The following is a 24034-nucleotide window of genomic DNA, read 5'->3' as shown; positions in this document are numbered from 1 at the left end:
CCATCTTCCTGCATGCCGTCACGCCTCCGGCAACTGGAGGACCCTCCGGCCCGACCCCGTTGCAGACGGTCGCTGACCTGCGGAATTATCTGGCCACGGTTCCTGCCCCACGGGCTCGTCGCGGCATCCGCTATCCATGGATGGCCCTGCTCACCGCCGCGGCCGCCGCCGTTCTGGCTGGCGCCGCCTCGATCGCGGCGGTCGGCGAGTGGGTCGCCGACGCACCGCAGCGCGTCCTGGCCCTGCTCGGGTTCCGCCCCGACCCGCTGACCGGCCTAATCCGCCCACCCCATGCCACGACCATCCGCCTCGTTCCGGCCGCCGCGGACGGCGACGCCCTCGACCGCGCCACAAGCAACTTCCTCCAGGAACGCAAGTCCCTGGCCCCTGCCCCGGGACGGAAGGTCATCGCCGTCGACGGCAAGACACTCCGCGGCTCTCGCACCGCTCGGCGGACGGCCACCGCCCTGATTGCCGCATCGACAGCAACGAGATCCCGGCCTTCGCCCTGCTCCTGGACATCGACCTGACAGGAGCCGTCATCACCGCCGACGCCCTGCACACCCAGCACGACCATGCCACCTACCTGCACGAACGCAGCGCCAGCTACCTGGCTGTCGTCAAGCAGAACCACCCCGCACTGCATGAGCGGGTCCGCGGACTTCCCTGGCGCGACATCCGCCTGGACCATATCGAGCGCACCCGGGCCCATTACCGCGACGAGATCCGCCGGTTGAAGACCGTTGTGTTCGCCCACATCGACTACCCGCACGCCAGCCAGGCCCTCCAAGCCGTGCGCCAGAGACGTGACCTGAGCACGGGCAAGCTGACGGTTAAACGGATCCACCTGGTCACGAGCCTGCCGCCCGGCGCGGAACTCGCGGCCTGGATCCGCGGCCACTGGCGCATCGAGAACCAGCTGCACCACGTCCGCGACCGCGCCTTCCACGAGGACGCCTCGCACATCCGTACCTGCCACCTGCCCCGCATCATGGCCGGCCTGCGCAACCTCGCCATCGGCATCCACCGCCAGGACGGCCACACCGACTTCGCCGCCGCCCTCCGCCACACCGGTCGAACCTACCTGCGGCCTCTCACCGCCCTCGGCCTGACGAACCCGGAGACGAGATCACTTCTCAAATACCCTGGCCCGGCCCCAAAACCTTGGCAGACTACTCCGCAGGCACAGTGCGCATTGGGGGTGCGGATGGAGGGGATCGGTCTTGCCGCGGCAATCGAGGAACTGCGGCAGGAGCTCTATCGGGCGCAGGATCTGGGGGCAGATCAGCAATTCGCGTTCGGCATCGAGGAGGCCGAACTGGAGCTGCAGCTGGAGCTGCGTAACAGCGGCAAGGGGGACGGCAAGGTCAGCTTCGGTGTGGCGACCGTCGGCGCGGGCGGTGAGCACTCCACCGTCCGCAACCACAGACTGACGCTGAAACTTTCGGTCCGGGACCGGGCCCGCGGCGGCTCCAGCCCTGAGATCAGCGACACCGAAACCGGGTCCTGGGACGAGGAGTGATGGACCCGCACAGATTGGTGCTGATCCGCAGCGGTACCACGCGGCTACGCCATCGCGTCGGCTCCGGCTATCTCGTCGCACCCCGCCTGGTGCTCACCGCCGGACACATCCTCCGGGATGGCGAAAGCGGCGCCTACTGGGAGGAGAACCAGGTCAGAGTGGGACACCCGGGCCGCGGCGAGACGCTACGCACCGGCGCGGAGCTGATCTGGACCCATCCGCAGAACCTGGACGTCGCCCTGCTGCTGACACACGACGAGATCGACGTACCGGGGTCGGTTCGATGGGGCCACCCCGTGGGCACGGCCCCGCTGCGCTACGAGGGACTGGGCTTTCCGCTGGCATCCGCGGAAGACGGTCGTGACGCCGAACACCTCCGAGGCGTCCTACCTCCGCTGTCCTCCGGGGCTCGCGGCCTCTACGTGCTCGACCAGGAGCCCGCACCTGACCTCCGCGACGACGGCCGCAAGGCCTGGGGAGGCGCGTCGGGAACTGCAGTGTTCTGCGAGGACCACCTGGTGGGTGTGGTGATTCGCGACGACCGGTCCTACGGCAACCGCCGCCTGCGGGCCCTCCCAGCGCATTGCTTCGTCCAGGACGACGACTTCGAGGCACTCCTGCGGCGGTACGCCGATGGCCCACTCGCCCTGACCAAGATTGGCGCCGCCCTCCCGACGGCCCAGCCCGCGGCGGAGCGCAACCCGGCCCAGCAGGAGACCGAGCGGCTCCTGTGGTCGGTGCTCGGCGGCTGGATCACCTACGCGGAACATGCCCGCGTCCTCGCACGGCGGCTCGGATACACCGTCCCCGACAGCCATGAACCGACTATGCCCGACCTCGCGGCACTCGTGGCGGCCCATCCCCGCGCACTGCCCTCCCTGAGCAGCACCCTGGCCCCGGCCCTTACCGGCGAGGCCGAGCGCACCCGCCTGACAGACGTCCTCACCCGCGCCCGTGCCGGTGGACTGTGCCTGCTCCTGTCCCAGGACGAGTGCGAGCACTTACTGGAACTGCTCCGCGGCATCTGCAAGGAGCAGCCCACGTTGATACCTCGCGCGGCCCGCGAGGCCCTGCGCTACGCCTGGCTGCCCGACCCGCTGAACCGCACGCATCTCTGCGCCGACGACCTCGAACACGTCGTCGAGCACCTGGAGTCCGTCTCCGACAGTGAGCGCGTACCGGACGGCACACCGCCCGTACCGGCCTTGCTCCGCCTGGTCGAATGCGTGGCCGCCGCCTTGGGAAGGGAAGCGGGCGCGGAGCTGCGCAGCTGGTCCGATCAAGTGGCCACCCGGACCGGCATCCATCCGGCAGCGCTTGCCGAGCGTCGCACCGACGCCGGCCGCTGGGCCGCCCGGCAGTCGCCCCCCTTCTCCCGCGTCGTCGTCGAAGTTTCCCGCGCGCAGACCGAACCGCACGAGAGCTACTACTGCCGCATCCTGCTCGCCCGCGCCGACGGCACGCACACCTCCCTCCACGAGGCGGAGAGCGCACCGAGGACACCCGAGGAAGTGGCCCGGCGGGTACGCGACGCGGTCGAGGTCGTCGCGGACGAGCTCGGCCCGACGGCCGCGCCCCACGCGACGGTTCTGGTGGCCCGCGACAGCCTCCATCTGCCCATCGACGAATGGAATCCCGGGGCACCCAACGAGTTCGTGCCCGACCAGCCGATCGGTGCCGAGTTCTGCATCACTCTGAGTTGCCCAGAGATGAGCGACCTGGTGCGCGGCAGAGAACGTGAGCACCGGCGGCGCTGGGAGAACGGACACGCGGCCCCCTTGGTGGTCGACGACGAACGTGTCACTCGGCCACGGCTTAGGCGGCTGCTGCAGACCACTCACCGTGACGCGACCCAGGTCGTGCTCCACGGTTCCCCGGAACAGCGGGACACACTGCTCGAGCTCTGCCTGGCGCTCGGCGTCCCGGTCGTCCTCTGGGACCGGCGTGCCGACTGCCTTGCGGACGCGGCCGGGCTGCAACAACTGGACCTTACCGGCCCGCTCGCCGATCTGCCCGAGCGGGTACGGGTCTTCCGCGGGACGGCGTTTGACGAGCCGGAAACGCTCCCGGCGCGCCCCGCACTCGTATGGGAGGAACATGGCCGGCGGCCGCGGCCCGAATCGCTGACCCTGCAGGACCCCCCAGAAGGAGCCCACGCGACATGACCGCCGCAGAATCCGTTGCCACCGGCCACCCCACCCCGCCCGGCGACGGGGACTGGCGGCTCTTCCGGGGCGATGGAGCGCCCCGCACGGTCACCTTCCCGCCCGCCCCGCCATGGCGCCGGCTCCACCCGGAGGAGCCCGACAGCTCGCGGACCGCACGCCCCCGCCCGTACCTGATCGACCCCGACGACGCGGACATCGTCAACGCCGCTCTCCACCTGCGCCGGCCTCTGTTGGTCACGGGACACCCCGGTACCGGAAAGTCCTCCCTGGCCCACGCGATCGCCCACGAACTCGCCCTCGGTCGCATCCTGCACTGGCCAGTCAACAGCCGCTCGACCCTGCAGGGCGCTCTCTACCAATACGATGCGATCGGCCGACTGCGGGAAGCTAACCTCCGCCGGGACGCGGACGACTCCGAACCCGGCATCGGCCAGTACGTCCGGCTCGGACCTCTGGGCAACGCACTGTTGACCCGGGACCGGCCCAGGGTCCTGCTCATCGACGAACTGGACAAGGGGGACGTTGACCTGCCCAACGACCTGCTCACCGTGTTCGAGGAGGGCGAGTTCGAGATTCCGGAGCTCAGCCGCCTCCCCGAGGAACACTCCACGGTCCACGTCCAGACCGACGACCCGGACACGCCAGCCCCGGTCGTCCGCGGCCGCGTCCGCTGCCGTGAGTTCCCCGTCGTGGTCATCACCAGTAACGGTGAACGCGAGTTCCCGCCCGCCTTCCTCCGACGGTGCGTCCGCCTCGACCTGCCCGAGCCTGACGAGGGGCGGCTGCGGGACATTGTTGCCGCGCACCTCGGCCACGAGGCGCTCCACGACATCGACGACTTGCTAGAGGAGTTCCTCGGCCGCCGCGCGCCCGGAGAACTCGCGACCGATCAGCTCCTCAACGCGGTCTACCTGCGCAAGGGCGGCATCGATCTGGACGCCGGCCGACTGCTTGACGCCGTTCTGCACCAACTCAGCGGGGCGGTATGAGGGCATGCTCACACGTCTGAGAGAGATCCTGGTCAGGAGCGGCGTCAACCTTGCCAACGAGGAACTCCTCGACGTCCTGTGGCTGGCCAGGAGCCTGCCGAGCGACGTCGCTCCGTTGGCGCGACGTCCGGCCTTGGCCGCCCTCTCACGGCAGGCCGCCGAGCAGGGTGAGCCCCGAGCCCCTGGTGCGGACGATCCCGCACAACTGGGCGCGCACCCGCCACTGGACATCGCCCCGCACCACCTGTTCCCCCTGCACGCGGCCCCGCGGGGGAAAGAGAGCGGCAGGCCGGAGCCGGCCCCGCACCGGGCGCACGCCGTACGCACCCCGGGCCCTCATGTCCTGCCCAGCCGTCATCTCACGCTCGGCAAGGCGTTACGGCCGTTGCGGCAGCGGCTCCCCGATCGGCGCCGTCAGGTACTGGACGTGGCACGGACGGTGGACGCCATGGCCGAGACGGGTCTGCCTGAGACCGAGACGAGCCCCGCCCGTAGCCGCTGGCTCTCCCTCGCCCTGCTGATCGACGACGGCGTGTCCATGGTCCTGTGGAAGCGTCTGGCCTCCGAGATCCGCACACTGATGGAACGGGCCGGAGCCTTCCGTGACGTCCGCGTGCTCGGACTGAACACCCGGGGTCCCCACGCCCCGTTGCTGAGCAACCGTCCCTACCGGCAGCAAGGCTCCTATTTTTCGCCGGCCGCGCTTTGCGACCCCACCGGCGGCACCCTTGTCCTCGTGGTCAGCGACGGCGTCGGCGACGCCTGGTGGGACGGCCGGATGAGCGAGGCGGCGGCCCTGTGGGCCCGACGGCAACCCACCGCAATCCTGCAGGTGCTACCTGCCCGGCTCTGGGCGAACTCGGGTATCACAACTCGTCCGTGGCACGTCACCAGTGTCCGCAGGGGCGGTCCCACCACCGCCTGGCACGTCACCGACCCGAGATTGCCAGCGGATCTGGTCGACTTCGACTCCGTCCCCGTCCCGGTGCTCGAACCCACACCGGCCGCCGTCGGCGACTGGGCCCGGCTGGTCGCCTCACCGAGCGTGACGGCGGTGCTGCCGCTGTGGGACTTCGGACGGTCCGCCACCCAGCCCCGGCGCGCCGAGACCCGGCAGGGTCCGGACGCCGAAGTCGTCCTGCACTTCCGTGACGCGGCCAGCCCGGAGGCGTATCGGCTCGCCGCCCACCTCGCGGCCGTGGCGCCCGTCACTCCATCCGTCATGCGCATGGTGCAGGAGGCCCTGGGCCCTCCGACAAACACTGGGCACCTCGTGGAGGTCTTTCTCGGCGGCCTCATGCACAACGCTGCCGCAGATACCGCCGGTCGGTTGCTGCAGCCGGAGTTCTTCGACTTCTCCGACGACGCACGACGCATCCTCCTCGGCACACTCCCCGCCCGTGAGCTGCTGCGCACCACACGACTGATCGCCGACCGCCTGGCAGCGCGTGTCCGGCACTCACCAAGCTTTACCGCCTGGGTGGCGCACCCGGGAGGTGCCGCCGCCGTCGGCGTACCCGAACGGGCCTTCGCCCAACTGGAGGAGCGGCTGCTGAAACGCCTCGGCGTCGCCACGCACACCGACGCCCCACCCGCCGACCGGCCTTCCCTGGCTCCGGAACCCCTGGAACCCCGGGAACGGGACCGGCCACAGTCACCTGCGGCTCAGCGGACGGACACCAGGCCCCCAGCACTGTCCTCCGCGGAGGACACGAAGGACAAGATCCTTCTGGTCGACGACCAGCCGGAGAACCTGCTGGCCATGGAGGCCGCCCTGTCCGCGCTCGACCAGACACTCGTCCGCGCCTCGTCAGGGGAGGAAGCGCTCAAGACGCTGAACGACGACGAATTCGCCCTCGTTCTACTCGCCATCCAGATGTCGGGAATGGATGGCTATGAGACCGCTGCACACATCAAGCGCCGTTTGCGGACTCGCGACACCCCAATCATCTTCGTCAGCGCGTACGAAATGAGTCCCCACGCCACCTTCCGAGGGTATGCGGCCGGTGCCGTGGACCATGTGTCGCGGCCGTTCGATCCCTGGGCACTGCGCGCCAAGGCGGCCGTCTTCGTCGACCTGCACCAGAAGAACGTGCAACTGCGCAAACAGGCGGCCTTATTGCGCACCGGGACCGCGACCGATCTGCTGGCGCAGCTATCCACCCTGTTGTCCGACGCCGAGACGCAGGCACACGACCTGACCGGACAGCTCCAGGCACAGGCACCGAGCGCGACGGTGAGGACCACGGCCTCCCGCCTGGAACGCGCGGTCAGGAGCCTGCGCCAGGTGCTGCAGGACGCGTTGGGACTTCAGGAAGAACCTGGCGCCCCGCCCGCCCCGGCTTCCCTGTACTCACCACGACATCGAGACCAGTGAAGGGAGCCCGGCCGTGCGCGATCGTGCCGCTGTCGCCGCTCCCCGTTCCCGGTCCTTCCGGTTCAGGGCGATCCTGCTGTCTTCGGTCGGCCGGTGACCGCGGCACGGCCGGTCCCAGGCGCCCGTGACGCGTCGCTCGCCGCCCCTGCCCTTGGCGAACGCCGTTCGAAAGAGCCACATGTGGTCGGACACTGCGCCCTCGTACATCGACTAGGGCCTGTCTGACAATTCCCGTCGGACCAGCGAGCGTCCGTCGAGGTGGCAGTCCGGATGTGCGCCGACGTCTGGCGGGTATTGCCGGGCAGGACCTACGAGCGACGGGCCAGCAGGTGGGCGTCGAGGAAACCCCGTTCAGAGGCCGGATCGTGGAGCAGTCGGGCGAAGGGATCGAGCCCGGCTTCGGCCAGCAGTTCGGCGAGGCTATCTGCCGGCCAGCTGTAGGCGGGCGTCACTTTGTGGTTGAAGCGGACCGGTTCTTGTCCGTCGGTCCCGAAGAAGGAGACCAGGAGCAGGCCATCCGGCGCCAGGACGCGTACCTGTTCGGAGAGTAGCTCCGGCAGCTCCCCCGGAGGAGTGTGGATCATCGAGTAGTGGGCCAGTACGCCGCCGAGCGCGCCGTCCTCGATCGGCAGGGATTCCATCCGCGCCTCTTGGAAGCGCAGCGCCGGATGGGCCTGCCGGGCGTGGTCGACCATGCCGGGGGCAAGGTCGAGTCCGAAGGCGTCCAGGCCCAGTTCGTGCAGCATGGCTGTCAGATGTCCGGGCCCGCACCCGACGTCCGCTGCCCGCGGATTGCCCGTCGCGCGCACCAGTTCGGCGAAGGTGCCGATCATGGCCCGGGAGAAAGGCTGTGTCTCCAGCCGGTTCGCGAACAGCGATGCGTACAGCTCGACGACACCGTCGTAGGCCGTCCTGGTGTCGTCCTGATGATTTGCCACGGGCAGGACTCTATAGCCGGTCTAATAATTGATCTTGTGGCGGGTCGAGGTGAGTTGACGGATGCGGCATGGGGGCGAATAGAGCCCCTGTTGCCGCAGGTGGACGGACGCGGCCGTCCGTGGCGTGATCACCGGCAGGTGGTCAACGGGGTGCTGTGGCGGCTGCGGACCGGGGCCCCGTGGCGCGACCTACCCGAGCGGTATGGGCCGTGGCAGACCGTCTACGAGCGGTTCGCCCGCTGGAAGGCCGATGGCACATGGGCGAAGCTGCTGGAACGCGTCCAGGTCCGTGACGATGCGGCGGGCCGGGTGGAGTGGACCGTCGCCGTCGACTCCACGGTCAACCGGGCCCATCAGCATGCCGCAGGCGCCCGTAAAAGGTGCCTCTATGGGCTTCGTCAAGCTGTAGCAGGGGTGGGCGGCTGGTAGAAGGTGCCGTCTCGAATCATCGCGAAGAGGACGTCGATGCGGCGTCGGGCGAGTGCGACGAGGGCCGCGACGTGGTGTTTGCCCTCGCGGCGTTTCCGGTCGTAGTAAGCACGGGACTCGGGTTGGGAGAGCGAGGCGAACGCGGCCAGATAGAAGGCCCGTTTGAGCTGCTTGTTGCCGCGTCGTGACGGATGTTCGCCGCGGATGGAGGAGCCGGAGTTCCTGGTCACGGGTGCCAGGCCGGCGTAGGCGGCGAGGTGGCCGGCGGTGGCGAATCCGCTGCCGTCACCGACGTCGATGAGGATGCGGGCCGCGGTCCTGACCCCGATGCCGGGCATCGAGATCAGGAACGGGGAAAGAGGGTGGGCCTCCAGAAGCTCTTCGATCCTTGCGGCGAGGAGTTTGCGCTGGTCAAGGACGGACGTGAGGGAACTGGCGAGGCTGGGGACGATCAGCGCGGCCGCGTCGGTGCCCGGGACGACGACGGTCTGTTCGTCGAGTGCGGTGAAGATGTCCTCCACCAGCCGCTCGGCCATCCGCGGTGCCTTCGGCCGTATCAGGGTGACCAGTCGTCGCCTTCCGGCTTTGCGGAACTGGGCTGGGGAGCCGAACTGCTCCAGCAGCCTGAGCACGGCCGGGTGCTGGATCCGTGGGCCCAGGACCCGTTCCAGCGACGGATGGATCTGAGTGAGCAGGCCGCGGAGCCGGTTGGCGATCCGGGTGGACTCGCCCGCCAGGTCGTCGTCGAAGCCCGCGATCACCGCGAGCTCGGCGACCGTCTCATCAGCGGGATCGACCGCCCGCAGGGTGTGGGGCATCGCTCTGGCAGCGTCCGCGATGACGAACGCGTCACGGGCATCGGTCTTGGCCTCACCAGGGTAAAGATCGGCGATCCGCCGCATGGTCAGCCCGGGTAAGTAGGCGACCTGGCAGCCTGCATCCCGGGCCCCTGCCAGGGGCAGGGCTCCGATGGAAGCCGGCTGGTCGACGACCATCAGCACGGTCCCGTGCTTGGCCCGCAGCTTGTCGAACAGCTCCCGTAGCCTCGGCTCGCTGTTGGGCAACGGCTTGTCGAACACCTTCTTCCCAGCGCGATTGACGGCGGCGGCGTGATGTTCGCCCTTGCCGACATCCAGCCCCAGATAGACGTCGATGCCAAATTCGTCCGTCACGACCGTTGCTCCCGCCCTCGCCTGTCCCCCGGCCTCACCTGCGGCATCAGCGTGCCGGCATCCACGTTACGAAGAGACTGCCGTACCCAGCTGAGGGATCGGCGCTCGTGCCTCTAATCAGCGGTCTGCCAATGCCTCCGGCACCGGCGACACCACCTTTTCGATCATCTCGACTGGGGACTCAAGTCATACCGGGGCCGAAGGCCGGGAGCCTCCTTACGAGGCCACGAAAACGGTAACGGGGACGTGGAAGGGGACGAACTGCAAGATCCGGGCCGCTCGCAGGCGTGCCAGGCACTCGGTCGGTCTCGGGGCGGGTTGACCACCAAGGTCCATCTCGCCGTCGACGGCCGGGGGTTGTTGCTGTCGATTGTGCTCACACCCGGAAACGTCAACGACGCCACAGCGTTCGCCGATGTCCTCAATGGGGTCCGCACTCCTCGGGCCGGCACGGGCCGTCCGCGCACGACAGCGGACCGTGTGCTGGGTGATAAGGCATATTCCAGCAGGGCCATCCGTCATCTGCTGAGACGTCGGGGTATCGCTGCCACGATCCCCGAGCGCCGCGACCAGGTGGCCAACCGTCGGCGCCGGGGGCGCCGCGGTGGTCGGCCACCCGTCTTCGACACGGAGATCTATCGCGACCGCAACGTGGTCGAACGATGCTTCGCTCGCCTCAAACAGTTCCGCGCGATCGCAACCAGGTTGGACAAGCTCGCGAACCGGTACCGCGCGGGAGTCGTCCTGGCCTCCCTGATCCTCTGGCTCCGTGAAGCGGCCAGGTGATCATTTGTCAGACAGGCCCTAGACCTCTGAGTTGGGAGGGCTCCTTGCGCGGTGTTCCAGCACGCCTGTAACGAGAGGAACTCCGTATGGACGAGAGTAACGCCAAAGACCAGCCTAAGCACCCGTTCCGCTGGGTCAGGCGACGCACCGGCATCGTGCGCCGCTTGCGGAATTGGATCAGTCAGCGGGGGCAGAACATCCCGCGCGAATTCCTGCAGGGTGTCGCCTACAAGCTGGGCAGCGGCGCCGTGACGCTGCTGATCTTGTGGTGGGAGACCCGCAGCCCCGACACCGTGGGCAGCCAGGGGCCGGCCGTCATTCCGCCGGGACGCCGCGCTGCCGGGCCCACCAGGACAGGCGCGGTGCGGTGGCCGCGCGGACGGCCTGCCCGAACGCTTCCAGGGCCGCCTCCAATTGCGCCGTGTTCTCCAGGTCCCCGCAAGCGCCCAGCAGCTGCTCGGTGGTGGCGGCGACGGCCGGGTCGGGGTAGCGCATCAGCGGGGCCGCCGCGGCGGCAGCCCGGGCGAGCGGCTCCCGCACGGCGGCCACGGTCTGCTTGGTCGCCCGTCGGTCCCAGCTCAGCAGTTCCGCCGCCTGCCCGAGACCCACCAGGCCGCTCAAGTTGTCTGTGCCGCCGGCGATCCGGGCCCGGGCGGCGCCCCCGGCGAAGGCGAGGACGGCCAGCAGGAACGACCGTGCCCGTTCAGGCGGGCCTTCCCACAGCAGGCGGTTGGCGGCGGCCGCGCCCTGCAGTTCCGCCACCGCCACCGTCATCGCGTCGGCCTGCACCCGCAGGGCACCGGTCTCGGCCTGCTGCTCCTGGCGGTTGCGGGAGCGGTTGGTCAGCCACGTCGCGAGGACGGCGATGAACGCCCCCGAAACGATCGTGCTCGCCAACTCGATCAACTTGTCCATCCCCGCAGGCTGATCGTGCACCTGCCCACCCGTGCGGCTCGTTGCGTCTCCGACGCACAACCCGTACGCGGCTGTTGCACCAGGTCATCCCGCAGAGTGAACGTCAGGTCAGCTGTCGTTGCCGATGTGGTCGAAGCCCCGCAGCACGGGGTCTAGTGCGGCCGCCGCGCCGTACAGCGCACACAGCCGGACGTCGGCCTTCTCGGCGCCCCAGGGCGCGCTCCAGCTCCAGCACCGGCGCGCCTGCTGGCGCCTCGTCACAGTCTGGAGCGTGCAGGACAGCCTGGCCGGGCCTACACCAATACCTCGGAGGGCGGCGTGGAGCCAGCCGAGTACCGCGTGTGGGTGCGCACCAGAGCAGGTACGCCCCGTTGACGGCGTCTCATACGACGCCGTGCCCATCGAGCCCCCGGAGGAGCCCTTACCGGTGCGTGAGGCCCTGGGACCGCGCCGACCCTCCGGATGGGTCCTGCAGAAGCTGGGCGGCGGCCACGGGTCAGCCGCTGGCCTCTGTCCACAGGCGACCGGCCTGACGCTGCTCGGTATGGATGATCAGCAGCACGCCAGGGCGTCGGCCCTGCTCCGGCACAAGCTCTTCTACGGCCTTGGACGCGCCGAACGGGCCCTGTTCACCAGTCCGGCGCCGAAATCCGCGCAAGCTCAGATGAAATTCCTCCTCACGCGCGCGATGGGCTCCACGAAGGCCGTAGCCGAGCGCTTGGGCGTCTCCCGCCGCACGGTGGAGCGCTACCGCTCGGGTGCGGCCAAGAAGCCGCAGAAGCGCCTCCAAGAGGCTTTGGTGCAGGAGACCGAGTCACAGTGGCAACCGCAGGTCAGGGCACAGGCGAGGCAGCGCGCAAGCACTTCTGCCGGGGTCATCATCTCCTGCCGCGCCTACTTCGGATTCGGCCCCGAGGGAACCTCGGATGAGGGCCGGGTGCGGCAGGACCCGCACTGGCTCGTTCACTGTCAGGACGCGGCCGCCTTCGTGGGCGAAGTCGGATATACCGAGCTGGCGGCGCATCCCGAAGCCCTCGACCAGCTGCGGGCCGACATGCGCCTGGACGGCTGGCGCGACGGAAACCAGCTTGAACACTTCCTGACCCACTTGGGCGACGGGGCGAGCGCCATGCTCTTCCGCTGCACCGTCTGCGGCGCCCACCTCGCGTACGTCGACGCCTCTAGAAGTCGCCTGCTTGGACGAGCCGTCGGTAGCAGAAGAGGGCGCAGGCACTGCTGGTGAAGGGCAGGCAGTGGCTCGCCGTGCGTTCGTATCGGTGATGGAGGCGTCGGTATCCGGCGAGCCAGGCCATAGCGTCTTAGACGGTCCAGCGGTGTCGGCCCAGCCGCCGGCTGGAGTCAGTGCCCTCAGCACCGATCTTCGGATCCCGGATCGGAGGTCCTCTGGTGTGGCGGCGGTTCTTCGCCTCCGGGCTGGCAGCGCGGTGCCTGTCGGCGACGGGAGCGCTGGTCCCGCCGGTTGATCCACCACGTCAAGCGGTCGCCGGAGTCTTGCGGAATGAGTACATGCAGTGCGGACTGTGCCAGGACCACGGCCAGCCCTCCAAGGACAATCGCCACCACCGCCCATCCGGGAGCACCATTCAGGACTACCGCCAGTACGACGACGCTTCCGATGCCGGCCCCCGCCAGCACTCGAGGCTGTGCCGTGTGGGCCGTCCGTGCCGGTGAGGATTCAGGATTCTTCTGCGCTGGGCGCTGGGGATCGAGCATGGTGGACTCCTGTCATTGGGCCGATCTGCTCGGCATGTCCGTGAGACTCGCTGACGACCCAATTGGCGCGGAAGCGGGGCCGTGGACGGTCCCCGGGGGGAATCAATGAGAGGGGCCGCTCGAGGCATGGAGGGTCAGGAGCCACCAACCCGGGCCGGCCGACCTATGAAGCCTGTGAGCAAGCACCTGTCGCCCGAGATGCAACTGTGGCTTCGCACCTGGCGCGCGGTGGTGTTGGATCCTCTCCGCACGCTGCGCTGGAATGCCTGGTCGATTCAGCGGATGGCTGATGAGCTCGCGCTACGTGTGGAGGGAACGGAACGTGCGGGCACCGATGGCCGTATGCGTGATGCCTCAGGTGTCTCTAAGACAACGCTGCAGAAGGCGATAGCCGGGGAGCGGATGCCCCCGCGCCCAGTGGTGCAGCACCTTCTCGACATCGCCGCGGACAGCCTGCCAGACCCCCCGAGCGCCGAGAGCCAGAAGGCACTGTGGGACTCGTATTACCCCGCCTTGTACCAGAAGGTTCCGCTGTTGGCGGACCTGTACAAGGCCATCGACGCGCGTGATGAGGCACTCAGCGCCCTGGCCGCAGCGCAGGAACGAGAGAGGCAACTACGAGCAGAGCTGGAGAGGCAGGGGCTCCAAGAGCGTGTGGTGAGGACCGGCTTGGAACGCGTACGAGCCGACATCGAGCGTGCAGAGGAGGTCGCGCTGGAGCGCGTCATCCGTGGCCCGAAGCACCGGTTCGACTATGCAGAACGCCTCCGTGCGCTTTCGCGGACATCGCAGGCACTAGGCCAGCAGCTGACGGCACTCAGTGACGAGCTAGAGGAACTGCGTGAGCAGAACAGGCGTGCAGTGTGGCGTGCTTTGCGGGTAATCAGACGTGCTCAGCGCAAGCGTGAGCGGGAACTGATCGCTGAGGTGGAGACCTTGCGGGCGGAAAGGGACGAGCTCCAGTGGCTCCTCACACGCGCCCGAGTGGAGGCGGAGGAAACCCGCTACCAGGTACGGCAGCAGCACCCGAACGAGCTGACCCACGACCTACTCCCCGCAGGGGGGCAGCAGCTAGATGCAGTCGAAGAGCTTGAACGATGGGAGGAGGTGTCGTGGGACTGGGGCAGGCATGCGAGGGACCGGCTTACTCGCTCGTACGACGAGGTTGAGGCAGCCCGGGCCGAGGTGAGGCGCCGAGACACCCACCTTGCCCAGCTTCTCGAAGGCCACTCGAACCGCATCGCTCGCCTCCGTGAAAGCTCAGTCCTTACCGAAGCCGATGAAGTTCTCGCCACCGCACTCAAGCAGCTGAGCGACAACTAAGGAACCTGCGCCGTAGTTAGGAAGGGGCCCGGCCGAGGCGTGCGGCGTACTGCGGGGGCAGGGCGAGGATGGGGGCGAGGTAGCCGTACGCGGCCGTCGTCGGTGCCGCCCGGGGCGGTGGTGAAGCCGAGCCGGGCACGGTCGTCCGATCATGACTGGCTTCACCGGGTACGCAGACCGCGTCGAACAACTCGGACACGGGATGCCCCCTGCCTTCGACCTTTCTGCGTACGGAGGGCGTATGTAGTAACGAGGAGCGTACGGACGATGTTCAGGCCGGTTGTCGAACCCGGCCTGTGTCAGCGAGCCGAACCTGGACGAGGACATCGTGGACGCCGTGCTCGCCATGCGTTGCGTGGACACCAGCGAGCCGAAGCCACTGCGTGGCCGGATGCCGGCGTACCCGGCGTACTGCCTCTGTTCCGTCCGCTGGTCGCTGGCCGACCTCACCTCCGACCACCGGCGCTCGCCATGTCCCCGACCGGCAGCCACCGGTCGGCCCGAGCCCCCGGCCGCGTCCCGACCCGTGGACCTGGAGCCGGGGGAGTGGGAGATACCGCGTGTGTCGTTGCAGTACAAACGGATCGCCTTTGCCGGCACTGCCGTAAGAAGATGGGCTCCGCTCCCGTCACCGTGCGAGGCCGGGCGTACGACGTCGTCCGGCACGAGCAGCTGCTCGCGCCCGAGCCGGCCGACGCCGCACGGCGATCAAGAGCGGGGGCTCGGGCGGACAGGAGCACCGAGTTCCCGTCAGGCGGAACACCCTCGTGTCGGCGGGGAGGATAGGGCTGAGCGGGACCGTACCGCCCGCGCCCGCGGCACGCCCCCGCGTCGGCAAGACTGCCTTGAAGCTGGCGCGGAAGTCGGCGACGCGCGCGGTCTTCGGTGTCACCTCGACCTCGGCGGCGGTGACCCATGCGTGGGACAGGTCCGGCTTCTCCTCCGGTATGGGCGGCGCCGGGGGGCTTCGGGGTCGGAATGCCGGAGCGTCTTCGTCTCGGCCACAGCCGCAGGCTCGGGAGGTTCCGGGGCCGGGGGCCCGGGGGCCTGGCTCGGGGGCGAGCCAGGCGAACAGGCTCTCCTGCAGATGAGAGCGGCCGGTTTCGGGCGAGAGGGGGCTGTCGCTGCCGTTACCGTTCCTCCGGATCCTTGCGGGGTTGGCACAAAGCGCAACCGCCTTCACTCCCGGGACGTCAACGGCCGTGTTCTGTTACACCCCAACGGGTGCGCCCTCGTGCCGGGAGGGCTTGGGGGCGCAGCGGTTGGGTGGTTCAGGAGGTGTCAGGTCGATGCCATGGCACTGTCGGTCGAAATGGTTGCGGCATCGTAGGCAGCTTGCCGAGCTGGGGCAGTGGGACCCGCTCGGCTCGGTTGACCGCGTCCTCCCCGCTTGTCTCGTCCGTGGCGGCCGCGCGGTCCTCGGCGACGCCGGCCGGAGCCCACTGGTGCCCGTCCCACTCCTGGATGCCGCGCGGCGCGTCAGGGGCGACGTGGGCCCCGTGCGGCTGTTCGCCGAGAGGTACCGCCTGACGCTCCCCGGGCCTGGGGCGGCGCTCCTCACGGCGTGCTGCCCATTGTTCGAGGGGTTCGTCTTCCACGGGGTGTTCCCTCCGTTGCCGGTTCTTGTCCAGTCTGCCGTGCCGTCCCCGGTCAGCGGGACCTTGCGGGGGTTACAGCGTTGTCGACCAGCCGCCGCGGGACAGGGTTGTCTTCCCGTCGGGGGTGATGGTGACCTGGGCGCCGTACACGGGGAGTTGGCCGTGTTCGAGCCATCGCCACCGGATCGCTTCGAGAAGGTCGTACAGACGGCGGGGGCCGCCTTGGTAGACGGTTGTGGTGTGCTCGCCTGGTGCGGTGTGGGCGCGGGCCCATGAGCCGTCGGGGTGCAGCATCCACGTCATGCGGCTGCCGTCGTCGGCGGTGCCGTTGCGGTGTTCGATGCCGGGCGCGGTCAGGGAGAGCATCGACCACACTTCCCAGGCCTGCATGACGTCCAGGACGGGGAAGGGGGAGACGGACACTTCTCCTTCGGTGTGGTTGGCCGTGGTGAATACGTGGTTGAGGGCGGGCGGGTAGTCATCGCCGGTTCGCGTGGTCATGAAGGCTCCGCGGTCCCACTCCACGCGCCCCGTCGCGCCGCCGTCTTCGGTCTTGTCCGCGGTGACGATCAGGCCGGTACCGGCGAGCGTGGTGACCAGACGCCCGCCCGGGGCGAGAGCGGCCAGCCACGACGCCGGGATACAGGGCATCGACACCATGGACACGATCCGGTCGAACACACCCGGCAGCTCCTGGCCGGCATCCGCGGTGACGACGGTGGGATGATGGCCGATCCTCTCGAGGCGCTGCGCGGCCGCCTCGGTGAGGTAGGGGTCGACGTCCAGTGTCGTCACCAGGTCGTCGCCCAGTCGCCGGCAGGCCAGAGCAGCGCTGTATCCGGAGCCGGTGGCCACGTCCAGCAGTCGCACCCCCGGGGTGAGATGGCCGTGTTGGAGCATCGCCACGACCAGGCTGGGCAGGGTGGAGGACGAGGTCGGGTGCCCGGTGACCGGCGGGTACGGGCGCGCATGGTCGGCGTGTACCGCGCCGATGCGGGTGACCAGCGTGGTGTCCGCGTACGCGGCCGCAGCCCACGCTGATTCGTCGGACGGGCCGTCGACGACGATCCATCCCTGCGGACTGGATGTGTACCAGCGTTCCACCAGCAGGTGCCGGGGCGTTTCCTTGACCGGTACCCACCAGCTCGAGCCCGGATAGGTGACCCGGGCTGCGAGCGCGGCCGCGTGCGGCGTCCAGTCCATCAGGTGACTCCTTGCAGGTCGTCGGCGATCGCTTCGGTGATCGGCAGGCCGGTCGCGCCCTGGATCCAGTCCCACTGGCCGCACGGATTGACCTCGAGGAACGTCCATGCCCCGTTGGGGTCCACGATGAAGTCTGCCGCGCCGTAGCGAAGGTGCAGCCGCTCCATCAGGCGCCGCATTCCCGCAGCGACATCGTCAGGGACCGTTGTCGTGATGTACGAAAGTGCTCCGTAGTCGCTGCGCCAGTCCTCGTAGGAGGCTTCACTGCCGGCATGAATCGCGGCGGCGAACATCGCCTCCCCGACTACCGTCAGCCGCACCTCGTAGGCCTTGCTGACCCACCCTTGGAACAGGTGAGCGGTGGTATCGATCCCGCGCAGGTCTATCAGGTCGGGCAGAGTCAGACGTTGCGTATACACGGCTTTGAGCTGGCCGTCTTCGATCAGCACGGGCGAGGCGACCGGCTTGCACACGATCGGCGTGTCGATCTCCGTGGCGAACGCGACCACGTCCTGCGGCCGGTTGGTGATCAGGGTGGGCGGGACGCGGAGGCCGCACGCGCGGGCGGCAGCGAGCTGCACCGGCTTGAACTCGGCACGCGCCATGGCAGTGGGGTGGTTCACCCAGCGGCATTCCAGGGCGGACAGCACCCCGCCCAGGCCGGCGCGGGCCTGAGCGGAAGCGAACCTCTCCTCCGGGCCGGACATCCCCTCGGGGAAGCGGAACGCCCCGGGGCGCGGTAGTACACCGCGCCGATGCGGGACAGCTCCACCGTCCGGTGCTCGGTGACGAGTTCGCCCGTCCACGCACTTGCGCGGTCGATCCTTCCGACCAGGGTGAGCCGCTGCGGGAAGTCGGCGGTGTCCATGCGGAACACCTCCACCCCGCGGCGCTCCAGCTCCACGACGATCCGGTCCGTGGGCCAGTCGTCACAAGCGGCGATGATCAGGACGGGCGAGGGCATCAGTCCTTGGCCCCCTCGTCCAGCGGCGGCGGGTTGCTCGTCGAGCCGTCCGGCACGGTCGGCGAGTGCGTGTTCGCCATGCAGGTCAGCAGGCCGCCATCGTCGGAGATGTTGACCTGTCGGCCGTGGTCGTAGACGTGCGCCGGGATACGGGCGGCGCCGGTGGAGTCAGGCGTGCGCGCGAACCGCAGCGCCCACGGCCTCGTGGCCGGAGCCGACGGGGCTTCCTCGCTGTGGGGGGTACGGCCTCCAGGCAGGGTGAGGGGGAACGCCTCACGCTCCGGTGCTGTCGTCATGGTCCAGCTTCCCTTCGATGTCGTGTGTGCCATGGCTGGGCGGGCCTGCTTGCAGAGGTGGAGTCGGGGGAACTCCGCAGGCCCGCCCGACGTCGGCCGCCTGTCCTCGGTGTGGCCGGCCGACGTGTCCGGGGCCCGACGCGGGGCGGTGACTGTTCCGTGGGGGAACACGGTCGGGCAATACAGCCCCGCGCCGGGGGTTGTGCCTGTCCGGCGGCTCGGCCGGGGGACATCCGGGCCGCCGGACAGGGGCTTTATGCGGTGCGTTCCAGCTCCCACAGCAGTTGGTTCAAGCCCACGAGCCGGAAGGAGCTGAGCCGGCGCACCATCTGTGAGGCGAGGACGGTCGGCAGGAGCGGGTGCCCGTAGGGGATCGGCCCGTCCGGCCGCTGCACGACCTGCACGCCCTGATCGCCGTAGCCATAGCCCACGCCGTTCACCCCGTACAGCGGTGCGCTCTGCGCCAGGAACACCATCGGGTCGGCGGTGAGGTGTGGGCACAGGTCAGCGGCGGCCCGCGCATGCCGGCCGCACACCGGCGGCTGGTTCGTCAGGATCACCGACTGCTCGCAGTCCACCGTGCCCGGCCCGGCGAGAAAGATGAACCCCAGCGGGGTGCGCGCAGGGTTGGTACAAATCTGACAGCGCAGCGCCTGCATCGTCCCCCGCTGCCGCAGAGGATGCATCATCCGCCACTGCGGCCGGCCCACCGGCACCCCGAGATCATCGACAGCTCCGAAGGAGCAGCGGGCCCACAGCACGCCACGCAGGTCCCGATCCCGTGGGTCCTCATCGGCGTAGCGCAGCCGGTAACGACCCGGCCCGACCGTATGCAGCAGCAGATTGTCGGGCGCGGCTTCCTCCCCCTCACGCTGAACGACAAACGGAACCAAAGGCGGCTCGGTGCGCACGATCTTCGCTTTCATGTGAGGCAGGGTGGGGGCAGGAGGGTGCGCCTGGGTGTGGGTCATGCCACCTCTTTCAGGCAGCGCATGGCGACGAGACGGTCAAGGAGCTCGCTAGCGGTCCAGCCCATCCGGCGCAGTTGCCCCACGGCCTCTCGGTGATCGCCGGGCAGGTCTTCGGCGCCCAGCAGGCGAGCGTGCTCGATGAGCTGTGCTGCGGCGGTGTCCTGCTCACTTTCGGCAGCAACTGCGATGGTCACTAAGCGCACGAGGTGCCCGCGAAGCCGCCCGGCGATCTTCTCAGTGTCCTCTTTGGCCGGGGGAACCTCGTCGAGTGCGATGGCGGCGTCGTCAAGTACGACATCGGCGTCGAAGGGAACCCACACTTGGACTCTCGCCAATACGTCGGATAGGGCTTCTGCATCCAAGGGAGGTGTCCAGCGGGGAATGACGGCTGATGCTGTCATCACTACCGCCTTGCAGGTAAGGGGAGACAGCACCAGGTAGCCGTTCCGTTGGTGCCAGTGCCCCAGATGCCGCCGGCTTCCCGCGTCACGGCGTCGACGATCAGCAATCCCCGCCCGGACGCCGCTTGCGCATCCGGAGTTCTCAGCATGGGTTTGCCAGGCTTGCCGTCGCGGACCGTGATCCACAGCATGTCGTCCTGAGCGGTGATGGACAGGGTGATCTTCTGGGTGCTGCTGTGTAGGAGCGCGTTGGTCACCAGTTCCGAGACGACGAGCATCACCTCGTCAGTCCGCGCACCCAGACCGAGTCGGCAAAGACGTGTGGCAGTGATACGCCGTAGTACCCCTACCTGGCACGCATCCTCCGCACGCGGTGGTGCGTTGGGGGAGCGCTGTGCGACCTGGATTGTCTCGTCCACCACGGTTGCACTGCTGCGGGCGGTACTTGGGGTCGGAGGTTTCTCGGTGGTCGTCGTCATCACGTCCTCGATGGAGAGAATGAACTTCAGCCGGGTGAGCTCCCTGCCGCTACGGCTCTTGTGCAGGCGGGGCTGATGGTCCAGGTATGGCGGCGGGCTTGGCTTGAGACGGTCGGTGTGGCGGTCTGTTCGCCAGTACTCGAATCGCTGGCGAGCGGGGTCCAGTCAGAGTCACTCTGCTGTTGCTCGGTTGCGTCAGGTTGCGGAAGAGGCTCTGGCCTGGAGTCCCCCTCGCTGTACTCCGTTCCTTAGGCAGAATCCGGCGAGGGATGGACCAGCATTGCCGGGCTCCTGGCGTCTACGATGACTGAAGTACGAGACACACTGGTCTGAAGTAAGTCCTCAACCAAGGGCTTTTGTGGGCCTTTTGATGGTCAATAAGAGGGCTTTCTGAGGCATGACGCAGGACTGGCTAGCCAGGAGGAGGGCTTTGTGGTCACACTGGGTTCATGGTCAAGATGGAGGTGATCTAGTGCCGCGCCCTGCAGGTAACACCCGGCTTAAGGCGGCCCGTGTGGCCGCTGGTTACCAGACACAGCAGACGTTGGCGGACGCACTCAACGTCGGGGTCAGGCAGGTTCGCCGATGGGAATCTGAGAACCCGCCATCTCCGCATCCGGAGATCGCTCAAGCCCTCACCCGGTTGCTCGGGCAGAATCTCGAGGCATTGGGCTTCCCGGCTTCGAACGTGTCCCAACACGCCTACGAAAGGCATGGTTTCTCTGCCACGGTTTCACCCGGTACGGGCCTGCCGGCAGTTCCCATGTCAACGGCTTCCCTTCAGCCGTCATCAGTCGCAGACGACTTTGCGGCCGTTACCCGCTCACACCGTCGCTTGTACTGGTCCGTCGCTCCAACAACGCTCCACCCGGCCGTGCTGTCCCATGCAGCTCTTGGGTGTGCCCTGCTCCCCGAGACAGCGGGCCAGACGCGGGAGCGCGCTGCTGCCGCACTCGCCGAGACCTGGCTGCTGGCCGCGCGGATCGAATTCTTTGACCTCCGTGACGCTGACCGCGCGCAGCAGACACTGGTCCGAGCCCTCCAGGCAGCAGGCGAAGCATGTGCGTCGCTGCTCGGAGCTGCCATTCTCGCGCACTCTGCATTCATTCCAGCGTGGAGGGGCGAGCGTGACGCCGCTCTTGAACGGATGACCGCTGCCCGCACGTATGCCCGGCGCGGGCCGGCCTGTGTCACGCTGTTGGCCTGGCTGGACGCTGTGGAAGCTGAATGCGAGACGCGGTGCGGCAGTACAAGAAGGGCACTAGGGCTCATCCAGCACGCCGAGGACACCTTCGCAGCAGCTGCGGGCGCGACCACCAACCCGGAGTGGTTGGACTGGTTCAATCCGGTTCGCCTTGCTGCCTTCAAGGGCAACACGCAACTAAAGGCGGGCCACCTCCCCCAGGCTCGCGAAACTCTCCAGCAGGCTCTCCAGAGCCTCAACCCGTCCGAGGACAAGCAACGCACCGTTGTCCTAGGTGACTTGGCCGCCGTTGAGGCAGCAGCCGGGCGGCCGGACGAGGCCTGCCGCTATGCCGTGCAGGCCCTGGACGCTCTGGAGTGCACCTGGTACGCCATGGGCATGGACCGGATACATGAAGTACGCCGGGCTTTGGTCGCGCACCAGGAAGAACCGAGCGTACGCGACCTCGATGACCGCCTATACGGCTGGTCAACTGCTATCAGCGCCCTGGCCCGTTGAATTGGGCGATTAGTCCCGACAGCTCCAAGAGGCTATCGACCCTGAAGGTGGGCAGCTTCCGGGCGTCCTCGGTATGCCACTGGATGTGGGCCCATGGGCCACGTCGTACCAGCGCCGTGTGCAAACCAGCTTCACGAGCTGGACGAATGTCATTGTCCACGCGGTCACCCACATACAGCATCTCTTCCACCGACACCGGCACCACTTCGGCGACACGCTCGAAGAACGCCGGGTCCGGCTTGGAGGCCCCCCAGTCATCGGAGGTGCCGATGAGATCAACGTCCTGGCTGAACAACCGGCGCAGGATTCGACCGGCGCGTGTTGTCTGATTCCCTGCGATTCCCAGCCACAGACCATCCCGGCGCAGGCCGGCCAGGGCGGCGCGGACATCTGGGTAGAGGTCGTCTTCACCGAAAGTCTCCGGTTGGCCCGCTGCCGCTCGTCGTTCCCGTTCCGAATACAGGTCGAAGCCCGGCCGAAACTCCCGGAACGTCTCTCGGTAATCGCGTCCTTGCGCGATGACGGCGCCGAACATCGTGTGGAAGGTGTGACGCGGCACGTCGAGCCAGTCCGCCCACGAAGCGTACTCGGTCGTTTCATCCACCAGGCACTCGCCGACATCGAAGATCACAGCGCGAATCATGCATGCAGCGTATCCACTCCTGGGGCTCTGTCATTGGGCGGTCGCCTCGTGATGAGCCTTGCTGGCCGGATGAGGTGACGCCATTGCTGATCCTTGTGCTGCTGGCTGAGTGGTTGCTGGGCGTTCGGGTGTGGCGGTGGTGCTGATTGTCTGCCAGCGGCGTTCGAAGTCGGTGGTGTGTGTGGTGATGTAGTCGGTGGTGATGGGGCGGTTGTACTGGCCGGTGATGTTGCGGGAGGCGCAGTCTCGTGCCACGTCTTGGATCTGCGGGTTGTCAGTGTTTTGTCGGTGTTTTGCCCATATGGTGTAGATGCGCCATGGGAGGAAGTGTCGGCGGAGGTTGGAGGGGCTGAGGGGTTGCTTTCCGCGTCCGTGTAGTCCTTGGGTGGCGAGGTATGCGGAGAGTTGTTCGGCGGTGGGTTCCGTCTTGTGTTCGCTCTGGTAGGCCATCCATGCGAGGTAGTAGCGGTCAGGCAGGGTGAGTTTCTCTCGCTTCGGGCCTGATAGTGATCTTGTGGGTGGCCGGCTGCCGAGTCGACCGGAAGTCGTCGTTTCCAGGTGATGCCCCCTGTTGCCGGGTGCCTCCTGAGGTTGGTCACTTGAGCGTCGGGGTGTGCTGTCGGCGGTTGGTTGCTGTCCGGGAGTTGAGCCGGAGCCGGGGTGTGTCCTGAGGTCGCGACCGTTGCGGGCTCGTGAGGGGGCTGCGTTCTGCGTGAGTTCGGCTGCTGTGATGTCGCGTCCGTCCGCGCTGGTTATTCCGTCGCATGCGTAATGGTGAGCCGCGAAGGCGTCCGTGTGGGGGAAGCCTCCGGATGCGTGTGTGGGGGAGTGCCGGGCGCTGGAGGAGTAGTTGAGCTGCTGGCCGGTTGTGGTGTCTGTGCGTCGTGGCGGTGCTGGTCGTGGCCGGTGCAGGTCCTCGATCAGCGGCTGTACCTGGTTGTCGGTGAGGGGACTGCCGGCCGGGGCGGCGTGGTGTGATTCGGTGTGGTCGGCGGGTCCTCGGGTCGTTGGGGTTGCGCTGGGGGATGTGTGCGACGGGACGGTGGGCCGTGGAGCTGCTGTCTGGGGAGGGAGAGCTGTCGTGAGTCCGGGGGTTGATGCGCGTTCATGTCGTGTGCTGGTCGGAACCTGCTGGGGGATAGTTGCTGAGTCCTGGGTGTCTGCTGGAGGTGCGTCGGTGAGGGGGATGCCGTACCTAAGGAGGCGCAGCGGTATCAGGGCTTCGATGGGGGCTTTGCGGCGCCAGGAGCGCCCGAAGCGGGAACGCAGCCGGGCCTGGTAGACCAGCCGCTCCTGCTCCAGCTTGATCACCTGCTCGTAGGAGCGCAGCTCCCACAGCTTCATCCGTCGCCACAGCAGGAATGTCGGCACCGGCGACAGCATCCAGCGGGTCAGCCGGACGCCCTCCATGTGCTTGTCGGCGG

23 protein-coding genes and 3 pseudogenes are annotated in these 24034 nt (G+C 68.2%); 11 read left to right on the top strand and 15 right to left on the bottom strand.

Annotated elements, in window-relative coordinates; genetic code table 11:
• Positions 1-140: 140 nt before the first annotated feature.
• The 6 genes and pseudogenes from IE118_RS34370 to IE118_RS34360 all read left to right on the top strand — a co-directional run bounded on the left by IE118_RS34370 (position 141) and on the right by IE118_RS34360 (position 7056).
• Positions 141-530: a transposase family protein gene (locus IE118_RS34370; RefSeq protein ID WP_229847081.1), complete on the top strand. Its 390-nt coding sequence runs from the start codon at positions 141-143 to the stop codon at positions 528-530.
• Positions 479-1522 carry an ISAs1 family transposase gene (locus IE118_RS34365; RefSeq protein WP_229847080.1) on the top strand — a complete coding sequence of 348 codons (1044 nt, stop codon included), beginning with the start codon at positions 479-481 and terminating at the stop codon, positions 1520-1522. The genes IE118_RS34370 and IE118_RS34365 overlap by 52 nt, the downstream gene beginning before the upstream one ends.
• The gene (locus tag IE118_RS33165) at positions 1522-3687 is read left to right on the top strand and encodes a VMAP-C domain-containing protein (protein ID WP_189561813.1); all 2166 of its coding nucleotides are present in this window, start codon (positions 1522-1524) and stop codon (positions 3685-3687) included. The genes IE118_RS34365 and IE118_RS33165 overlap by 1 nt, the downstream gene beginning before the upstream one ends.
• Entirely contained in the window at positions 3684-4679 is a 996-nt protein-coding gene (locus IE118_RS33160) for an AAA family ATPase (RefSeq protein WP_189561812.1), read from the top strand. The genes IE118_RS33165 and IE118_RS33160 overlap by 4 nt, the downstream gene beginning before the upstream one ends.
• Before the next feature lie 4 nt (positions 4680-4683).
• A pseudogene (locus IE118_RS34570) lies at positions 4684-6075 on the top strand (SAV_2336 N-terminal domain-related protein); the annotation flags it as partial.
• Positions 6076-6372: 297 nt separating this feature from the next.
• Entirely contained in the window at positions 6373-7056 is a 684-nt protein-coding gene (locus IE118_RS34360) for a response regulator (RefSeq protein WP_268248994.1), read from the top strand.
• A 308-nt stretch (positions 7057-7364) separates the two neighbouring features.
• Here the strand turns inward: IE118_RS34360 and IE118_RS33150 are convergent, their stop codons facing one another.
• Positions 7365-7994, bottom strand: a complete 630-nt coding sequence (locus IE118_RS33150; RefSeq protein WP_189561811.1) for a class I SAM-dependent methyltransferase — start codon at positions 7992-7994, stop codon at positions 7365-7367.
• A 36-nt stretch (positions 7995-8030) separates the two neighbouring features.
• Between IE118_RS33150 and IE118_RS33145 the strand changes: the two are divergent.
• Positions 8031-8375 (top strand): annotated as a pseudogene (locus IE118_RS33145) (IS5 family transposase); the annotation flags it as partial.
• A gap of 17 nt (positions 8376-8392) precedes the next feature.
• Here the strand turns inward: IE118_RS33145 and IE118_RS33140 are convergent.
• Complete coding sequence (locus IE118_RS33140; protein ID WP_189561810.1) at positions 8393-9595, bottom strand: IS110 family RNA-guided transposase; 1203 nt, start codon at positions 9593-9595, stop codon at positions 8393-8395.
• 240 nt (positions 9596-9835) lie between these two features.
• Between IE118_RS33140 and IE118_RS33135 the strand changes: the two are divergent.
• Positions 9836-10403 (top strand): annotated as a pseudogene (locus IE118_RS33135) (IS5 family transposase); the annotation flags it as partial.
• Between the two features lie 293 nt (positions 10404-10696).
• Here the strand turns inward: IE118_RS33135 and IE118_RS33130 are convergent.
• Positions 10697-11296, bottom strand: a complete 600-nt coding sequence (locus IE118_RS33130) for a hypothetical protein (RefSeq protein ID WP_189561809.1) — start codon at positions 11294-11296, stop codon at positions 10697-10699.
• Positions 11297-11404: 108 nt separating this feature from the next.
• Positions 11405-11557 (bottom strand): hypothetical protein, encoded by a 153-nt coding sequence (locus tag IE118_RS33125; RefSeq protein ID WP_189561808.1) that lies wholly within the window; start codon positions 11555-11557, stop codon positions 11405-11407.
• 283 nt (positions 11558-11840) lie between these two features.
• Here IE118_RS33125 and tpg point away from each other — a divergent pair, with 283 nt between their 5' ends.
• Both tpg and IE118_RS33115 read left to right on the top strand, forming a co-directional pair.
• Positions 11841-12539, top strand: coding sequence for a telomere-protecting terminal protein Tpg (gene tpg / locus IE118_RS34355; RefSeq protein ID WP_229847078.1), 699 nt, complete (start codon positions 11841-11843; stop codon positions 12537-12539).
• 773 nt (positions 12540-13312) lie between these two features.
• On the top strand, positions 13313-14353 hold the full coding sequence (locus IE118_RS33115) for a coiled-coil domain-containing protein (protein WP_189561807.1): 1041 nt from the start codon (positions 13313-13315) through the stop codon (positions 14351-14353).
• Positions 14354-14369: 16 nt separating this feature from the next.
• Here IE118_RS33115 and IE118_RS33110 read toward each other — a convergent pair whose 3' ends face one another.
• The 9 genes from IE118_RS33110 to IE118_RS34815 form a co-directional block, all read right to left on the bottom strand.
• Entirely contained in the window at positions 14370-14552 is a 183-nt protein-coding gene (locus IE118_RS33110; RefSeq protein WP_189561806.1) for a hypothetical protein, read from the bottom strand.
• A gap of 1072 nt (positions 14553-15624) precedes the next feature.
• Positions 15625-15951: a DUF6087 family protein gene (locus IE118_RS34350; protein WP_229847077.1), complete on the bottom strand. Its 327-nt coding sequence runs from the start codon at positions 15949-15951 to the stop codon at positions 15625-15627.
• 72 nt (positions 15952-16023) lie between these two features.
• Entirely contained in the window at positions 16024-17154 is a 1131-nt protein-coding gene (locus IE118_RS33105; RefSeq protein ID WP_189561805.1) for a methyltransferase domain-containing protein, read from the bottom strand.
• A complete protein-coding gene (locus tag IE118_RS34345) occupies positions 17154-17759 on the bottom strand; it encodes an MvdC/MvdD family ATP grasp protein (protein ID WP_229847076.1) in 606 nt (201 codons plus the stop codon). The genes IE118_RS33105 and IE118_RS34345 overlap by 1 nt, the downstream gene beginning before the upstream one ends.
• Positions 17760-17773: 14 nt before the next feature.
• Positions 17774-18118, bottom strand: coding sequence for an MvdC/MvdD family ATP grasp protein (locus IE118_RS34340; protein ID WP_229847075.1), 345 nt, complete (start codon positions 18116-18118; stop codon positions 17774-17776).
• Positions 18118-18414: a putative ATP-grasp-modified RiPP gene (tgmA, locus tag IE118_RS33095; RefSeq protein WP_189561804.1), complete on the bottom strand. Its 297-nt coding sequence runs from the start codon at positions 18412-18414 to the stop codon at positions 18118-18120. The genes IE118_RS34340 and tgmA overlap by 1 nt, the downstream gene beginning before the upstream one ends.
• Before the next feature lie 254 nt (positions 18415-18668).
• Complete coding sequence (locus tag IE118_RS33090) at positions 18669-19340, bottom strand: hypothetical protein (RefSeq protein ID WP_189561803.1); 672 nt, start codon at positions 19338-19340, stop codon at positions 18669-18671.
• A gap of 41 nt (positions 19341-19381) precedes the next feature.
• On the bottom strand, positions 19382-19786 hold the full coding sequence (locus IE118_RS33085) for a DUF6415 family natural product biosynthesis protein (RefSeq protein ID WP_189561802.1): 405 nt from the start codon (positions 19784-19786) through the stop codon (positions 19382-19384).
• 2 nt (positions 19787-19788) lie between these two features.
• On the bottom strand, positions 19789-20265 hold the full coding sequence (locus IE118_RS34815) for an ATP-binding protein (protein WP_189561801.1): 477 nt from the start codon (positions 20263-20265) through the stop codon (positions 19789-19791).
• 472 nt (positions 20266-20737) lie between these two features.
• On the opposite strand from IE118_RS34815, the gene IE118_RS33075 reads away from it, so the two are divergent.
• Positions 20738-21967: a helix-turn-helix transcriptional regulator gene (locus IE118_RS33075; RefSeq protein WP_189561800.1), complete on the top strand. Its 1230-nt coding sequence runs from the start codon at positions 20738-20740 to the stop codon at positions 21965-21967.
• On the opposite strand, the gene IE118_RS33070 is transcribed toward IE118_RS33075, so the two are convergent.
• Both IE118_RS33070 and IE118_RS34330 read right to left on the bottom strand, forming a co-directional pair.
• Positions 21948-22610, bottom strand: a complete 663-nt coding sequence (locus IE118_RS33070; protein WP_189561799.1) for an HAD family hydrolase — start codon at positions 22608-22610, stop codon at positions 21948-21950. The two genes, IE118_RS33075 and IE118_RS33070, sit on opposite strands and share 20 nt — an antisense overlap.
• A 30-nt stretch (positions 22611-22640) precedes the next feature.
• Positions 22641-24034: DUF2637 domain-containing protein (locus IE118_RS34330; RefSeq protein ID WP_229847073.1), on the bottom strand; the 1394-nt coding region annotated here is incomplete at its 5' end.

The sequence above is a fragment of the Streptomyces pilosus genome, from assembly GCF_014649835.1.
Classification (GTDB): domain Bacteria; phylum Actinomycetota; class Actinomycetes; order Streptomycetales; family Streptomycetaceae; genus Streptomyces; species Streptomyces pilosus.
The sequence above is the reverse complement of the archived record's forward strand: the minus strand, read 5'-3'. Positions and strand labels throughout refer to the sequence as shown.

Excerpts from the sequence above, each read along its gene's own strand:
- IE118_RS34370 (WP_229847081.1), top strand. The coding sequence starts at position 141 with ATGGCCCTGCTCACCGCCGCGGCCGCCGCCGTTCTGGCTGGCGCCGCC.
- IE118_RS33165 (WP_189561813.1), top strand. The coding sequence starts at position 1,522 with ATGGACCCGCACAGATTGGTGCTGATCCGCAGCGGTACCACGCGGCTA.
- IE118_RS33160 (WP_189561812.1), top strand. The coding sequence starts at position 3,684 with ATGACCGCCGCAGAATCCGTTGCCACCGGCCACCCCACCCCGCCCGGC.
- IE118_RS33130 (WP_189561809.1), bottom strand. The coding sequence starts at position 11,296 with ATGGACAAGTTGATCGAGTTGGCGAGCACGATCGTTTCGGGGGCGTTC.
- tpg (WP_229847078.1), top strand. The coding sequence starts at position 11,841 with ATGGATGATCAGCAGCACGCCAGGGCGTCGGCCCTGCTCCGGCACAAG.
- IE118_RS33115 (WP_189561807.1), top strand. The coding sequence starts at position 13,313 with ATGGCTGATGAGCTCGCGCTACGTGTGGAGGGAACGGAACGTGCGGGC.
- IE118_RS33105 (WP_189561805.1), bottom strand. The coding sequence starts at position 17,154 with ATGGACTGGACGCCGCACGCGGCCGCGCTCGCAGCCCGGGTCACCTAT.
- IE118_RS34345 (WP_229847076.1), bottom strand. The coding sequence starts at position 17,759 with ATGGCGCGTGCCGAGTTCAAGCCGGTGCAGCTCGCTGCCGCCCGCGCG.
- IE118_RS34340 (WP_229847075.1), bottom strand. The coding sequence starts at position 18,118 with ATGCCCTCGCCCGTCCTGATCATCGCCGCTTGTGACGACTGGCCCACG.
- tgmA (WP_189561804.1), bottom strand. The coding sequence starts at position 18,414 with ATGACGACAGCACCGGAGCGTGAGGCGTTCCCCCTCACCCTGCCTGGA.
- IE118_RS33090 (WP_189561803.1), bottom strand. The coding sequence starts at position 19,340 with ATGAAAGCGAAGATCGTGCGCACCGAGCCGCCTTTGGTTCCGTTTGTC.
- IE118_RS33085 (WP_189561802.1), bottom strand. The coding sequence starts at position 19,786 with ATGACAGCATCAGCCGTCATTCCCCGCTGGACACCTCCCTTGGATGCA.
- IE118_RS34815 (WP_189561801.1), bottom strand. The coding sequence starts at position 20,265 with ATGACGACGACCACCGAGAAACCTCCGACCCCAAGTACCGCCCGCAGC.
- IE118_RS33070 (WP_189561799.1), bottom strand. The coding sequence starts at position 22,610 with ATGATTCGCGCTGTGATCTTCGATGTCGGCGAGTGCCTGGTGGATGAA.